Below are 14,250 nucleotides of genomic sequence, written 5' to 3' on the forward strand. Positions count from 1 at the left end.
CCACGAGGAGAAGGACACAGCGATGAACACCGTGCTCGAGCGCGTCGAGGAGCTGGCCGTGTACCTGGAGGACCAGGCGGAGGAGGCCGACGACCTGGGTCGCCTGCCAGACGAGACGCGCAAGCGACTCGAGGAGACCGGCGTCGTCCGGATGCTGCAGCCGAAGGACTTCGGCGGACTCGAGAGCTCCCCGGTGGAGTTCTTCGAGACCGTGCTCGCGATCGGCTCGCGGCACGGGTCCTCCGGATGGGTGGCCGGCGTGGTCGGGGTGCACCCGTTCGAGCTGGCCGTCGGCACGCGGCAGATGCAGCAGGAGATCTGGGGTGACGACCCGGACACGTGGGTGGCCTCGCCCTACGCGCCCTTCGGCCGGGCCCGTCCCGTCGACGGGGGCTTCGTCTTCAGCGGACGCTGGCCCTTCTCCTCCGGCACTGACCTGTGTGACTGGGTCGTGCTGGGCGGCATGGTCACCGACCAGCAGGGCCAGGTCACCGAGCCCAGCCCGGTCCGGCACTTCATCCTGCCGCGCTCCGACTACGAGATCGTGCCCGACTCGTGGCAGGTCGTCGGCCTGCGCGGGACGGGGAGCAAGGACGTCATCATCAAGGACGCCTTCGTCCCCGCCCACCGGGTGATCGACCCCGTCGACCTCGAGACGGGCGCCGCAGCGGAACAGGCCGGGCGCGCGGACGTGCCCCTCTACCGGATGCCGTTCCACACCATGTTCAGCGGAACGATCGCGTGCGCGACCCTCGCCCTGGCGGAGGGTGCGCTCGCGGCCTTCATCTCGCACAGCCGATCCCGGGTGAGCAGGGCCGGGCACCAGGTCAGCCAGGACCCGCACCAGCTGGCCGCTCTCGGGGGAGCGGCTTCGGACATCCAGGCGAGCCGGGTCCAGTTCCTCTCCGACATCGAGCGTCTCTGGGACCTCGCCCAGCGCAACGTCCCGATCGACGTGGCGGTGCGGGCAGAGATCAGGAGGAACCAGGTGCGGGCAGTGCGGCGCGCCGTCGATGCCGTGGACCGGATCGTGGCCCACGCGGGCGGTCACGCCATGCGTCTGGACAACCCGATCCAGCGGTTCTGGCGCGACGCGCACACCGGACTGGCCCACGCCTCCAACGTGGCCGACCCCGTCTACGCGGTCTACGGCCTCAACCTGTACGGGCACGACCTTCCCCCGGGCACTCGCCTCTGAACGTGCCCCGTCGACGTCCGGTCGACGGTCACGAAGAGCTGGTCCGGGCCTGAGGCCCGGACCAGCTCTTCGTCCGTCGGGGTGTCCTGTGGTGCGAGTCCCGTCGGGCCCGGAGCGTCAGGACACCTGGGACACGTTGAGCGCGTACGCCCTGCTCACGCCGCTCGCGGCGTGGCGCACGTGCGACTCGATGCGCGGCCAACTGGTCCCGTGCGGAGGGCCTGACGCGGAGATGGCTGCGACGACCCGCCCCTCGACGATCACCGGGGCTGCGACGCAGGTGAGCCCCAGGGTGCCCTCCTCCCGGTCGTAGGCCACCCCGGCCTCGCGGACACGGCGCAGCTCGCGCACGAACCGGCCGGGCTCGGTGATGGAGTTGCGGGTGCGGCGGGGCAGGCCGGCCTCGACGACCGCACGGACGGTCGCGCCGTCGCTGAAGGCCAGCATCGCCTTGCCCAGGCCGGTGCACGAGGCCGGGAGTCGGGCGCCGGGCACGGTGACGAGCCGCACGGGGTTGCCGGCGTGCACCTTCTCGACGTAGACGACGTCCGTTCCCTCGAGGATCGCAAGGTGCGCGGTGAGGCCGGTGTTGATGTGCAGCTCGCTCAGGTCGTGGATGGCCACGTCGCGCAGGCCGTGCGGGCGACAGAAGCCGACCCGGCTGCCGAGCTCGAACAAGGAGAGGCCGAGCCGGTACTTGGCACCCGACCGCGCGACGAAGCCGGCGCGCTCGAGGTCGCCGAGAAGACGGAAGGCCGTTGACTTCGGCATGCCGGCGCGGCGAGCCAGCTCACTGACACCCAGTTCGGGGATCGTGCCTCGGAAGGCGGCCAGCAGCTCGAGCGCCTTGCCCACCGACGTCATCTGCCGGTCGTCGCACTCCGACGAGGCGTCCTGCAGCGTGCCGCCCGGTCGCGGCACGCGCGCCGGGAGCGCACCTCCCGGCTGCTGCACTGGGTCACGCACGACGTGCGGGCTGCGGGCGGAAACGGTCATCGGCTCTCCTTCGCCACGTCACCTCATCCTCGAGATGCACTGGTCATCACCTGCCCCATCGTTCGACTGCGTGGGACGCACGTCCCATTATGCGGAACCGTCGCAGGGTGTGGAGCAGTATTCCGCAGGGTGAGGCAAGCCGGTTACGTGGGGCCCGGAGCCGTGTCACCGTCATGTTCCGGAGGGCGGCACGAGACGCATCCATCTTTGCCGCAGGCGTGGCGATCATGGCAGCGGCGAGGTCGCCGACCTGCCGACGTCAACGCAGACGAGATGACACCGGGCCCAGCGGGCGCCGAGTAAGGAAACGAACATGGTCACATCAGGCAGAACCCGCCGGGCGGTTGTCGCGCTGGTCGCGATCACCTCGGTCAGCCTCGCCAGCGCGTGCGGTTCCGACTCCCAGGCCGCCACCGGCACGGGCGGTGGCGTCGAGAAGGCGGACATCTCCGTCGCGGTGTTCCCGAGCTTCAACGCCTTGGGCGCCCAGGCGGCCAACGCCGACGGCACCTTCAAGGCCGCGGGCCTCAACGTGGCGCTGACCAAGGTCGCGACGCCGGCCGAGGGCATGCCCCAGCTGCTCGGCGGCAAGGTGCAGTTCGCTCTCATGGACATGACGGTCCCGGCTGTGGCCCGCAGCAAGGGCGTGCCGCTCGTGCTCGTGGCGCCGGGCGCCAAGGGCACGCCCCCCAAGGACGGGTTCGGAGTCGGCAACCTCTGGGTGCGGGCCGGGAGTCCCATCAAGACCATGAAGGACGTCCAGAACGCCACGTTCGGCATCCCGCAGATCAACAGCCAGATCTGGGTGGACATCCGCTCGGCGGTCGACGAGGCGGGCGGCGACTCGTCGAAGATCACGTTCGTCGAGGTGCCCAACACCCTCTCGGCCCTCAAGGCCGGCAACGTCGACGTCACCACGACCTCCGAACCTGCCGGAACGGCGGCCCTCGACGACAGCTCGATCCACCGCCTGGCGGGCTACACCGCCGCCGGCGCCGACCTTGCCTACGCCTACGTCACCACGCAGGAGTTCGCCAAGCAGAACCCGAACACCGTCAAGGCGTTCGAGCAGTCGATCCTCAAGGCCAACTCCGCGGTGAACGCCGACCAGGCCAAGCGCGTGCAGGTGGCATCGACCTACGTCAAGGCGCCCAAGGCGTTGCTCGAGAAGGCGCGCTACCCGGAGTTCGGCACGGAGGCGATCAGCCCGTCGTCGGTGCAGACGGCCCTCGACCGGCTGGTCAAGTACGGCCTGCTCGACCAGGCCAAGGCCCCCAAGGCGGCCGACCTGCTCATCGCGGGCAAGTAGATCGCAGCCGCACGGGTCGCGGCAGCCACTGCTGCCGCGACCCGGGAAGGAAGGAGACTCGCGATGGCGCGATCGGAACCCCAGCGCGTGAGCGCAGGCGGGCGCCTGGCCCGGCAGGCGGCGGCGATCATCATCGCCCTCGTCATCTGGCACCTGTTCGCCGTCGGACCGGGTCGGGCAGCAGACGTCCCTACGCCGTGGCGCACCGTGACGACGGCGCTGGAGATGGCCCGGACGGGCGACTACTGGACCGCCGTCGGCAACACGCTGCTCACCGCGAACCTCGGGCTCCTGCTGTCCATCGTGGTCGGCGTGCCGCTCGGCCTCCTCAACGGGTCCAGCCGCAAGGTCGCCCTCAGCTCCCAGTTCGTCGTCGACTTCGGCCGGACCATCCCGGGAGTGGCCATCCTGCCGCTGGTCCTGCTGCTCTTCGGCGGCACCCGCGCGATGGCCCTGATCCTGGTCATGTTCGGCGCCGTCTGGCCGATGCTCGTGCAGGCCACGTATGCCGTGCAGCAGGTGTCGCCGCAGCTGCGCCAGGTCAGCGCGGCGTTCCATCTGACCCTCAAGGACCGGATCCGCACCGTCTACCTGCCGAGCGCCATGCCCTTCCTCACCACCGGGCTGCGCATCGCCGCGACGATCAGCCTGCTCCTGGCGATCTCGGCGGAGTTCCTCGGCGGGACGGACGGCCTCGGGCGCAACCTGTTCAACGCCCTCACGGTCAACAACCCCGACGAGATGTTCGTGTACGCCTTCACGGCGTCCATGCTCGGGGTCGCGCTCAACCTCATCCTGCTCGCCGCCCAGCGTCGGATCCTGTGGTGGCACCCCTCGCAGCGAGAGAGAGGCTGACATGAAGTCGCTGCGCTCAAAGGTCCTCTGGGAGATCTGGCTCCCCGTCCTGCTCCTGGTCATCTGGTGGTTCGCCAGCGCGAACAGCTCATCGTTCTACTTCCCACCGCTCGACACGATCCTCACCGAGTTCAAGGCGCTCTGGGTCTTCCAGAACGTCCCGACGGAGATCGTGCCGAGCCTGGCCCGACTCGGCGCCGGCTTCGCCATCGCGATCGTCGGCGGCGTCGCCTTCGGCCTGCTGCTCGGCTCGGTCCGCGCGCTCGAGGAGGCGGTTCGCCCGATCATCGAGTTCCTCCGGGCCACCCCGGGCGTCGCCGTGCTGCCCATCATGATGCTGCTGCTCGGCATCGGGACCTCGATGAAGATCGCCATCATCGCGCTGGTCAGCGCGTGGCCGGTCCTGCTCAACACCATCGACGGCGTCCGCTCCGTGGAGCCGGTGCTGCGGGACGTGTCGAGGAGCTACCGGCTCTCGTCCTGGGACCGGATCCGCCACATCGTCCTCCCCACGGCGATGCCCCAGGTCTTCGCCGGGGCACGGACGGCGCTGGCGATCGGGGTGGTCGCGATGGTGATCTCGGAGATGGTCGGCACCCCGGGCGGCATCGGCTACTTCATCCTCAACTCGCAGCGCGAGTTCGACATCCCCGCGATGTGGACGGGCATCATCGCCCTCGGCATCGTCGGTTACCTGCTCAACAAGCTCTTCGGCCTCGTGGAGAACCGGGTCCTGAGCTGGCACAAGGGCATGATGGCCCACCACGAAGGAGGCGGCTCATGAACGAGACCGATGACCGGACAGCAGCGAACAGCACCGTCCTCGAGGTGACCGGGCTCGGTCACTCCTATGGGAAGCACACGGTCCTGCAGGGACTCGACTTCACCGTCGCCAAGGGTGAGTTCCTCTGCATCGTCGGGCCGTCCGGCGCAGGCAAGACGACCTTGCTCCAGTGCCTGACCGGCCTGCGCAAGCCGACGGAGGGCCTGGTCGTCTTCGAGGGCGAGGCGGTGCGCGACACCCCACGCGGCATGGCCGTCGTCTTCCAGGACTACAGCCGTTCCCTTATGCCCTGGCTGCGGGTCATCGACAACGTCGCCCTACCGCTTCGCTCGGCCGGCGTCCCGAAGGGCGAGCGGCTGGAGCAGGCACGCGCGGCGCTGGCCGAGGTCGGGCTCGCCGACTCCACCCACGCGTACCCGTGGCAGCTCTCGGGAGGCATGCAGCAGCGCGTCGCCATCGCGCGCGCGCTCGCCTTCCGACCCCACGCCATCGTCATGGACGAGCCGTTCGCCTCGGTCGACGCCCAGACGCGTGCCGACCTGGAGGACCTCGTCATCCGGCTCAAGGAGCGCCTCGGCATCACCGTGGTACTCGTCACCCACGACATCGACGAGGCCGTCTACCTGGCCGACACCGTCCTGGTCCTGTCGGGCAAGCCGGCCAGCGTCGCGGCGCTCATCCCCGTCGACCTGCCCGCGCCCCGGGACCAGCTCGCCACCAAGGCGCTACCCGCCTTCGCCGAGCTGCGCAGCCGGGTCTACACCCTGATCCGCAAGCCCGCCGCCGTGGGTGCCGAGCAGCCCGACGACGAGCGCGACGTGGCGCCGGTCAGGGCAGGCACGGGCGCGTGACGGACCCCACGAGCATGTGCTGACCCCCGCCCTTGGGAGAGCTCGTCGGAGGACTGGGGTCAGCGGTGCCAGCCCGGACCAGGACGTCGAGCTCGCGGTTGCCGCTCTGTCGGCTCTGCACTCCCCGAGGGAGGGCCTCCGGCAAACGTCCCGCCCGCCGGGACAGCAGCCTAGGTAGGGCCCGCCCGGCCGACGAGACTGAGGCGCGGGCCGCCAGACGGGGGTCCGACCACACGAGGAGGCACCGATGACCCAGCTCGACACGACGGTGGCTATGGGTGACGAGGACATCGACCCAGCACTGTTCCGCGAGACCCTCGGGCACTACCCGACCGGCGTGGCAGTGGTCACCGGCATCGCGGACGACGGCACGCCGGCGGGCATGGTCGTCGGCTCGTTCACCTCGGTCTCGCTGGACCCGCCCCTCGTGGCGTTCCTCCCGACACGCGAGTCAGGCAGCTTCGCCCGACTGCGCACGGGAAAGACCTTCTGCGTCAACGTGCTTGCCTCCGACCAGGAGCAGACCTGCCGTCGGTTCGCGTCGCGCGCAGAGGACAAGTTCGAGGACGTCGCGTGGTCGCCGGCCCCCGGCGGGGCGCCCATCCTGGACGGAGCGGTCTCGTGGATCGAGTGCACCTACCAGGACGTCCTCGAGGGCGGGGACCACTACATCGTCGTCGGTCGCGTCCGCCACCTCTCGGTGGCCAGGCCGTCGTTGCCGCTGCTCTTCTTCCAGGGGGGCTACGGGCGCTTCGCCCCGCCGTCGCTCGTCGCGCCGTCGCACCCCGACCTCATCCACGCGGTGCGGCTGGCAGAGCTGGCGCGGCACGACATCGAACAGCTGAGCGCGGCCCACGGTGTCGACTGCGCGGTGCTCGCCAAGGTGGGAGGCGACGTCGTGTTCGTCCTCACCTCGAACCAGTCGGAGGAACGGACCACGCCCTCCGTCGGGCATCGCGTGCCGCTCATCCCGCCGCTCGGTTCGGTGTTCCTGCGTGACGCGTCGGAGGGGGAGGTGCAGGAGTGGCTCGCCCGCGCGCCGGGACAGGGGGTCGCCACCGTCGAGACGTTCCGACGCAACCTCGACCGGGTCCGCGAGCGCGGCTTCTCGCTGTCGCTCATGCCGGACCCGTCGGTGGACCGCATCTCGTTGATGTCGGACTACTCCTCGACGGATCGACTGCCGAAGCACGAGCGGCTGATGAAGCAGATGATCGCCGACACGGCAGCCCTCTACGAGCCGGACCTCGACCCGGACGAGACCTACCACCTGCACTCGATCGTCGTGCCGGTCCCGGGGCCGGACGACACGCCACCCATCGCGATGCGGATGTCCGGGCTCCCGGCCGGCGCCACGACCGGTCAGGTGCAGGAGTGGGTCGACGCGCTGTCCCGGGCTGCGGCCTCGGCGGCCGCGAGGCTGTGCCGGTGACATCGACCGTCGACGGCATTCCGCCATCTGGCACGGTCCGCTGGTCGGGCCCGCGCCCAGGACGCAGCATGACGACCAGACAACGTCGAAGAAAGGACCAACGATGAATGCACGCGTCAAGGCCCTCGGGTATGCCGTCGTGTCGGCGACCGACCTCGAGGCCTGGGAGCGCTTCGGTGCCGACCTGCTCGGCCTGCAGGTCGGCCAGCGCACCGAGGACCGCCTGACCCTGCGGATGGACCAGTACGTCCACCGTCTCGACATCCGCCGGGCAGACAGCGACGGGGTGATCGCCCTCGGTTGGGACGTGGGCAGCCAGTGCGCGCTCGAGGAGATCTCGCAGCGGCTCGGAGCTGCGGGCTACGAGGTGACCCAGCGTGACGCCCAGTCGGCGGCCGAGCGCGGCGTCGACGGGCTGGCCAGCTTCCGCGACCCCGACGACAACTACGACGTCGAGCTGTTCTGGGGGCTGCGCAACGCCACCGAGACGTTCGTGTCACCGATCGGTGCGTCGTTCGTGGCGCGAGAGCTCGGGCTCGGACACGCCTTCCAGGTCGTGCGCGACGAGGAGACCTACCGTCGGCTGTACTTCGACCTGCTCGGCTTCCGCCTCAGCGACCACATCGACATGCCGGGGGGTGTCACCGGAGTCTTCACGCACTGCAACCCCAGGCACCACTCGTTCGCGTTCGCAGCAGCGCCCAGCCGGCCCATCGGGGTCGGTCACCTCATGTTCGAGATCGACGACCTCGACGTCCTCGGCCGCAACTACGACAAGGTCCTTGCCGGAGCAGCACCCATCCTGTCGACCTTCGGGAAGCACACGAACGACAAGATGATCTCCTTCTACGTCCGGTCACCCTCCGGCTTCGGGATCGAGTACGGCATCGACGGCATCCTCATCGATGACGAGACCTGGCTGCCCACCCGCTACGACGTGGCCCACTACTGGGGACACCACCGCAACCCCTGACCGGATCGACGAGAGGAGCGGCCATGGCCGTCCTGGACGACATCGAACAGATCGCAGACCTGCTCGAGACCAACGCAGCAGCAGCAGAGGAGCTCGGGCGGCTCACCGACGAGACGGCCTCGGCACTGCGGGCCTCGGGCGTGATCCGCATGCTCCAGCCCAAGGACTTCGGGGGCCTGGAGTCGCATCCCGTGGACTTCTTCCGTGCTGTCCTCGAGATCGGGTCGCACGACCCCAGCGCGGGATGGGTCGCCGGAGTCGTCGGCGTCCATCCGCACGAGCTGGCGCACGGTGACCGCCGGGTGCAGCAGGAGGTGTGGGGAGAGGACCCGGACACCTGGGTCGCCTCGCCCTACGCGCCGATGGGTCGGGCCAGACCGGTGGAGGGCGGCTACCTGTTCAACGGGCGCTGGAACTTCTCGTCGGGCACCGATCACTGCCAGTGGGTCATGATCGGTGGCCTCGTCACCGACCAGGACGGCAACGTCGCCGAGCCGGATGCCGTGCACTTCCTCCTCCCGCGCTCGGACTACGAGATCGTCGAGGACTCCTGGGACGTCATGGGACTGCGTGGCACCGGCAGCAAGGACCTGGTGGTCCGGGATGCCTTCGTCCCTGACTACCGCACGATCGAGACGAAGGGCGTGACCGACGGCACCGGGGGCAAGGATCCCAGCCGCGAGTCGGTGCCGCTGTTCCGGATGCCGCGCAACGTCATGTTCTCGGGAGCCATCACGACGGCCACCCTGGCGATGGCCAAGGGCGCCCTGGCCGCATACGTCGCGGTGACCCGCTCGCGGCAGGGGCGTGGTGGCCGGGCGGCCCTCGACCCGTTCCAGCTGTCGGCGATGGGTGCGGCCGCCGCCGACATCGACGCAAGCGTGCGTCACGTGCTGTGGGACGTCGAACGCGTCTTCGAGATGGTCTCGCGCGGAGAGGTCGTGCCGCTCGAGCTCCGAGCCGAGGTGCGTCGCAACCAGGTCCAGGCGAGCCAACGTGCGGCTGCGGCCGCGGACAGCGTCTTCCGGCTCAGCGGGGGAGGGTCACTGCACCAGAGCGGCGCCCTCCAGCGTCGTTGGCGCGACACCCAGGCCGCGCTGCACCACGTCCAGAACGGGTCCGGGCCCATCTTCCAGGCCTATGGTCTGAACCTCTTCGGCCACCCGATCCCGGCCCACGTGAAGATCTGATGTTCGTGAGCGTGCCGAGCACAGCGGCGACCGTGCCGTTCACCGCGGAGTCGACGAGCCGCTTCGTCGACGCCGGAGGTGTCCGGGTGCACTACCACGAGGCCGGGTCGGGTCCCGTGCTGCTCTGCGTCCACGGCGGCGCCCCGGGTGCCTACGGCTGGGGCAACTTCGGGGCCAACGTGCCCGGCCTCGCCGAGCACTTCCGGGTCCTCGTCGTGGATCTGCCTGGCTACGGCCGGTCGGACAAGCCCGAGGTCAGCGGGGGCCGCTACGCCTTCTACGCGAAGGTCTTCGCCGACATGCTGGCCGCCCTCGAGATCGACTCAGCCCACGTTCTCGGCATGGCCACCGGCGGCGCTGCGGCCATGATGCTGGCCATCGAGCACCCGCAGGTCGTCGACGACCTCGTCCTCGTCAGCTCGGCCGGGGGGCTCCCGCTGTTCACGCCGATGCCGTCGGAGGGCCAGAAGCTCATCCAGTCCTACTACGGCGGTGACGGCCCCTCACGCGCCAAGATGCGGTCGTACCTCGAGATGATGATGTACGACGCGTCGACGATCACGGATGACCTTGTCGAGGAACGCTATCGGGCGAGCATCGAGCCGGAGTTCATGACGAGCGCGCCGGAAGGGCGGGGCACGCAGAACCGCCCGGTCACCGAAGAGGTGTGGCGCGACGTCGACCGGATCCGCGCACGGACGCTGGTCGTCTGGGGCCGCGACAACCGTGTCCAGGGCTACGACAACGCCCTGTTCCTGCTGGGTCGGATCCCGGACGTCCAGGTGCACCTCTACGGCCGCACCGGTCTGTGGGTCCCGTTCGAGCGGACGGATGAGTTCAACGCCTTGCTCGTGGGCTTCCTCCGCGCCCGGCGCCACGCCAGCTGACCGGCGCTTCCCGGTTCGCACGGGTTCCCGGCGCGCGCCAGACGAGCCGAGGGGAATTCTCCCAGACCTCGTTGACACGGGGACCCCGCGACCTCTACCGTTCAGCATATTGGAATGATGTTTCGAATAATGGGAGTGACGATGGAGTCAGGCAACCTTCTCGAAGGCGATCACAAGCGCTCCGTACTGGGCCGAGCCTTCGACATCCTCGACTGCTTCGGCGCCGAGACCCCCGAACAGACCATCGCCGGAGTGTGCGCCCAGACCGGTCTCCCGCCGGCGACGGTCCACCGGATGCTGGCGCACCTCGTCGATTGGGGAGCCGTCGAGCGCGCGTCCCGCGGGCGCTACCGGCTCGGTCGGCGCCTCTGGCGGCTCGGCTGGGGAGTGCCCGAGGTGCGCCGTCTGCGTGACGTGGCACGGCCCTTCCTCGTCGACCTCTACTCGGCCACCGGGGCGCCCGTCGCGCTGTGGTCGCGCGATCGCGACCACGCCATCCTCAGCGACCTCATCTGCGGCCACCAGGCCGCGGGCGCCTGGCAGCCGGAGCGACGGGTCCCGCTGGCGCAAGGGGCGGGTGGGCTCGCGATGCTCGCACACCTGCCACTCGACGAGATGGTCGGCGAACGCGGGCAGCAGCTGGACGACAGCGGGGACTTCGTGCTGCGCCAGCAGCTCGGCGACGTCCGTCGCCACGGGTATGCCGTGAGCCGATCCAGCGTGCCTGCGGACGGCATGCTCATCGCCGCTCCGATCTTCGACGAGGACGGTCAGGTCCGGGCCGCCGTGTCCGTCAGGCTGCTCCCGGAACCCTTGAACGCAGCAGCGTTGGCCCGGGTGGTCCTCGAGGCAGCGTTGCTGACCTCCCGCGGCCTCGGGCACCGCGGCCTGGGCCGCCGTGGCGGCCTGCACCCCGTGCGTCGCTACGCCTGAGGCGTTCGGTCATGTGCGAGGCGCCGCTCGCGAATACCCTTGACCGCCGACGACGGACGACCGTCGCGGTGCTCGTCCCTCACCGCGGGCGGTCGCCCGTACGCGACGCGCACCTCGAGACACGAAGGAGCACCACCCATGTCCGTGCTGGTCAAGACGACCCAGGCGATCGACAGTCTCGCTCGGGCCGGACGCCCGATGCGTCTGGCCGAGGTGGCCGATGATCTCGGGCTGCCCAAGTCGTCGGTCCACCGACTGCTGACGGAGCTGACAGAGCTGCGGATCGCGCGTCGCACCCCCGAGGGCTTGTTCGCCCTGGGCCCGCGGCTCCTCTCCTGGGGCGCCAGCGCAGCCGACTCGTTCGTGATCCGCGGCGTCGCCGAGCCGTGGATGCACCGGCTCCGGGACTCCACGGGCGAGAGCGTGCACCTCTACATCCGGCACGGCTCCCATCGCGTCTGCCTCGCCTCCGTCGAGGGACGGGCGGCCCTTAGACCCGTCGTCCCCACCGGCGGTCTGCAGCCGCTCGGGATCGGGTCCTCCGGCAAGCTGCTCCTGGCTTTCTCGCCGAGCACGGTGCTCGAGGAGGTCCGTGCCGAGGCGAGGAAGAGCAGGAGCTCGATCCCAGACGACGAGGAGCTCGCCAGGATCCGGGAGACACACTGGTCGGTCTCCATCGACGAGCGCGAGAAGGGACTGAGCGGCGCCGCGACCTCCATCCGTGGCGGTGACGGGGAGGTGGTTGCCGCGCTCAGCATCTCGGGATCCTCCACGCGACTGACCCTGCAGCGGTACTCCGAGGTCAAGGACGACGTGTTCACCATCGCGAACGAGATCGGGGCAGCGGTCGGCGGCCGTGCGGAGCGACCCGTCTGAGGGGGTGTTCCGGTAGGTGCGAGGACTTCTGACGGAGGCGCAGCCGGACTCGCAGGATGGGCAGGAACCATCTGCCTAGTCCCGAGGAGCGCCATGAGGATCGCCCGTTTCGACGATGACCGCATCGGTGTGGTCGTCGGGGAAGGCATCGTCGACGTCACCGACGCGCTGGAGCTCAGCGCGGGGGAGTGGCCGCCGGTCGGGATGAACCGGCTGATCCGAGACTTCCAGGCCGTCCGCCCGGTACTGGCCCGGGCAGCTGCTCGGGGGCCCGCGCAGCCGCTGTCCGACGTCACCCTGCGGACCCCGGTGCCGTGGCCCAACAAGGTGATCGCGTTCCCGGTCAACTACCACGACCACGGCCGGGAGATGCAGGCGCAGTACCGCGCCGACGTGCAGGGATTCTTCCTCAAGCCGCCGTCGTCGCTCTCCGGAGCCGGCGAGCCCGTCGTCCTGCCCGCCGTCACCGGCCGCGAGGTCCATCACGAGTCCGAGCTGGCCATCATCATCGGCTCCGGAGGCCGGGACATCCCCCGCGCCGACTGGCAGGCGCACGTCTTCGGCTACGCCTGCCTGCTCGACATGGTGGTGCGCGGGCGAGAGGAACGGGTCTTCCGCAAGGCGTACGACAGCTTCTGTCCCGTCGGCCCGTGGATCACGACGGCGGACGAGGTGGGCGATCCCACCCAGCTCGGGATGCAGCTCTGGGTCGGGAATGAGCTCCGGCAGCACGCCAACACCCGTGACCTCGTCCTCGACATCCCCGGGATGGTCGAGATGGCCTCGGCGGTCATGACCCTGCACCCCGGCGACATCATCGCGACCGGCACCCCCGCCGGGGTCGGACCCGTCACCGACGGCGACACCATCCGGATCAGCATCGAGCGCGTCGGCGAGATGAGCGTCGACGTGGTCCAGGGCACCAACGGGCGCACCGAGGTGTTTGCCCGCCCGTACGACCCACCCATCGTCAAGCAGCACTGAGGAGCCCGACATGACCTCGACCCCTTCCACGTCCGTGGAGGACATCGACAACCTCGACGCCCTGTATGCCGTGTTCGACGACCTGAGCGTCGAGGGCGGCTGGCACCGTCGCGCTCCGGCGCTCTGGCCGGAGCCGCGACGAAACTTCCTGCCGCACCTGTGGCGCTACGTCGAGGTCAAGGCCGCCCTCGAGGTGGCCGGCCGCCTCGTCGACCACCAGATGGCCGACCGGCGCAACCTGACCCTGACGAACCCCGTCGACGGCAACCTCTACGCCACCGTGCGGACCCTCGTGGCGGCATACCAGCTCATCAAGCCGGGCGAGGTCGCGCTCGCGCACCATCACACGCCCGCAGCCCTCCGGATCATCCTCGACGGATGCGGCACCTACACCGTCGTCGACGGCGATCGGGTCGAGATGCGCCCGGGTGACGTGCTCCTCACGCCCAGCTGGGCCTGGCACGAGCACTCCGCCAGCGGTCCCGACGACTGCTACTGGGTCGACATCCTCGATGTGCCGCTCGTCCACCTCCTCGAGCCGATGTTCTTCGAGAAGCACCCTGACGGCGTCCAGGCACAGCCTCGGGAGGTCGAGACGTCGCCCATCGCGTTCCGCTGGGACGACTCGCTGGCACGTCTCGCAGCACAGACGGAGGCGCCGCCGCACGGCATGGCCGAACGTGAGATCGAGCTGGGGGGCCCGGCGATGCCGACGGTCGCACTGCACGTGCAGGAGCTCGGCGCCGGCTTCACCTCTGCCCGGCAGCGCACGACGGCGAACTCGATCTTCACCGTCGTCGAGGGGGCCGGTCAGACGGTCGTCGACGGCGAGACGCTCGCGTGGGAGCGCGGCGACATCGTGGCTGTTCCGGCCTGGAGGCCCTACCAGCACACGGTGTCCCAGTCCGCTCGGCTCGTCCGATCGAGCGACGAGCCGGTCCTGGCCGCACTCGGGCTGCTGCGCACCGAGAATCTCTGAAGG

General features: G+C 69.9%; 14 protein-coding genes. 13 read left to right on the plus strand and 1 reads right to left on the minus strand.

Annotation, left to right across the window (positions count from 1 at the left end; translation table 11 throughout):
• Positions 1–22: 22 nt before the first annotated feature.
• Positions 23–1,198, plus strand: a complete 1,176-nt coding sequence (locus tag AB4091_RS01015) for an acyl-CoA dehydrogenase family protein (RefSeq protein WP_442289865.1) — start codon at positions 23–25, stop codon at positions 1,196–1,198.
• Positions 1,199–1,315: 117 nt separating this feature from the next.
• Here AB4091_RS01015 and AB4091_RS01020 read toward each other — a convergent pair whose 3' ends face one another.
• Positions 1,316–2,194, minus strand: coding sequence for an IclR family transcriptional regulator (locus AB4091_RS01020; RefSeq protein ID WP_442289866.1), 879 nt, complete (start codon positions 2,192–2,194; stop codon positions 1,316–1,318).
• 313 nt (positions 2,195–2,507) lie between these two features.
• Between AB4091_RS01020 and AB4091_RS01025 the strand changes: the two genes are divergently transcribed.
• The 12 genes from AB4091_RS01025 to AB4091_RS01080 all read left to right on the plus strand — a co-directional run bounded on the left by AB4091_RS01025 (position 2,508) and on the right by AB4091_RS01080 (position 14,247).
• Positions 2,508–3,503: an ABC transporter substrate-binding protein gene (locus AB4091_RS01025; protein WP_442289867.1), complete on the plus strand. Its 996-nt coding sequence runs from the start codon at positions 2,508–2,510 to the stop codon at positions 3,501–3,503.
• 63 nt (positions 3,504–3,566) lie between these two features.
• Positions 3,567–4,358 carry an ABC transporter permease gene (locus tag AB4091_RS01030; RefSeq protein WP_442289868.1) on the plus strand — a complete coding sequence of 264 codons (792 nt, stop codon included), beginning with the start codon at positions 3,567–3,569 and terminating at the stop codon, positions 4,356–4,358.
• A 1-nt stretch (position 4,359) separates the two neighbouring features.
• Positions 4,360–5,142, plus strand: coding sequence for an ABC transporter permease (locus tag AB4091_RS01035; RefSeq protein WP_442289869.1), 783 nt, complete (start codon positions 4,360–4,362; stop codon positions 5,140–5,142).
• Positions 5,139–5,993, plus strand: coding sequence for an ABC transporter ATP-binding protein (locus AB4091_RS01040; protein WP_442289870.1), 855 nt, complete (start codon positions 5,139–5,141; stop codon positions 5,991–5,993). Before AB4091_RS01035 ends, AB4091_RS01040 begins: the two co-directional genes overlap by 4 nt.
• Before the next feature lie 247 nt (positions 5,994–6,240).
• Entirely contained in the window at positions 6,241–7,425 is a 1,185-nt protein-coding gene (locus tag AB4091_RS01045; protein ID WP_442289871.1) for a flavin reductase, read from the plus strand.
• 103 nt (positions 7,426–7,528) lie between these two features.
• Complete coding sequence (locus tag AB4091_RS01050; RefSeq protein ID WP_442289872.1) at positions 7,529–8,398, plus strand: VOC family protein; 870 nt, start codon at positions 7,529–7,531, stop codon at positions 8,396–8,398.
• Positions 8,399–8,421: 23 nt separating this feature from the next.
• Complete coding sequence (locus AB4091_RS01055; protein WP_442289873.1) at positions 8,422–9,588, plus strand: acyl-CoA dehydrogenase family protein; 1,167 nt, start codon at positions 8,422–8,424, stop codon at positions 9,586–9,588.
• 5 nt (positions 9,589–9,593) lie between these two features.
• Positions 9,594–10,475 (plus strand): alpha/beta fold hydrolase, encoded by an 882-nt coding sequence (locus AB4091_RS01060; RefSeq protein WP_442289874.1) that lies wholly within the window; start codon positions 9,594–9,596, stop codon positions 10,473–10,475.
• A 141-nt stretch (positions 10,476–10,616) separates the two neighbouring features.
• Positions 10,617–11,408, plus strand: a complete 792-nt coding sequence (locus AB4091_RS01065) for an IclR family transcriptional regulator (protein ID WP_442289875.1) — start codon at positions 10,617–10,619, stop codon at positions 11,406–11,408.
• Between the two features lie 138 nt (positions 11,409–11,546).
• On the plus strand, positions 11,547–12,284 hold the full coding sequence (locus tag AB4091_RS01070; protein ID WP_442289876.1) for an IclR family transcriptional regulator: 738 nt from the start codon (positions 11,547–11,549) through the stop codon (positions 12,282–12,284).
• A 93-nt stretch (positions 12,285–12,377) separates the two neighbouring features.
• Positions 12,378–13,268: a fumarylacetoacetate hydrolase family protein gene (locus AB4091_RS01075; RefSeq protein ID WP_442289877.1), complete on the plus strand. Its 891-nt coding sequence runs from the start codon at positions 12,378–12,380 to the stop codon at positions 13,266–13,268.
• A gap of 10 nt (positions 13,269–13,278) precedes the next feature.
• Positions 13,279–14,247 carry a cupin domain-containing protein gene (locus AB4091_RS01080; protein WP_442289878.1) on the plus strand — a complete coding sequence of 323 codons (969 nt, stop codon included), beginning with the start codon at positions 13,279–13,281 and terminating at the stop codon, positions 14,245–14,247.
• Positions 14,248–14,250: the final 3 nt, after the last annotated feature.

Origin of the sequence: Terrabacter sp. 2RAF25, from assembly GCF_052115265.1 — a bacterium.
Taxonomy (GTDB): Bacteria; Actinomycetota; Actinomycetes; order Actinomycetales; family Dermatophilaceae; genus Terrabacter.

Bases quoted from the DNA above. Each gene is read 5' to 3' on its own strand.
- AB4091_RS01045 (WP_442289871.1), top strand. From the start codon at position 6,241: ATGACCCAGCTCGACACGACGGTGGCTATGGGTGACGAGGACATCGAC.
- AB4091_RS01015 (WP_442289865.1), top strand. From the start codon at position 23: ATGAACACCGTGCTCGAGCGCGTCGAGGAGCTGGCCGTGTACCTGGAG.
- AB4091_RS01065 (WP_442289875.1), top strand. From the start codon at position 10,617: ATGGAGTCAGGCAACCTTCTCGAAGGCGATCACAAGCGCTCCGTACTG.
- AB4091_RS01035 (WP_442289869.1), top strand. From the start codon at position 4,360: ATGAAGTCGCTGCGCTCAAAGGTCCTCTGGGAGATCTGGCTCCCCGTC.
- AB4091_RS01050 (WP_442289872.1), top strand. From the start codon at position 7,529: ATGAATGCACGCGTCAAGGCCCTCGGGTATGCCGTCGTGTCGGCGACC.
- AB4091_RS01040 (WP_442289870.1), top strand. From the start codon at position 5,139: ATGAACGAGACCGATGACCGGACAGCAGCGAACAGCACCGTCCTCGAG.
- AB4091_RS01020 (WP_442289866.1), bottom strand. From the start codon at position 2,194: ATGACCGTTTCCGCCCGCAGCCCGCACGTCGTGCGTGACCCAGTGCAG.
- AB4091_RS01055 (WP_442289873.1), top strand. From the start codon at position 8,422: ATGGCCGTCCTGGACGACATCGAACAGATCGCAGACCTGCTCGAGACC.
- AB4091_RS01080 (WP_442289878.1), top strand. From the start codon at position 13,279: ATGACCTCGACCCCTTCCACGTCCGTGGAGGACATCGACAACCTCGAC.
- AB4091_RS01070 (WP_442289876.1), top strand. From the start codon at position 11,547: ATGTCCGTGCTGGTCAAGACGACCCAGGCGATCGACAGTCTCGCTCGG.
- AB4091_RS01025 (WP_442289867.1), top strand. From the start codon at position 2,508: ATGGTCACATCAGGCAGAACCCGCCGGGCGGTTGTCGCGCTGGTCGCG.
- AB4091_RS01075 (WP_442289877.1), top strand. From the start codon at position 12,378: ATGAGGATCGCCCGTTTCGACGATGACCGCATCGGTGTGGTCGTCGGG.
- AB4091_RS01030 (WP_442289868.1), top strand. From the start codon at position 3,567: ATGGCGCGATCGGAACCCCAGCGCGTGAGCGCAGGCGGGCGCCTGGCC.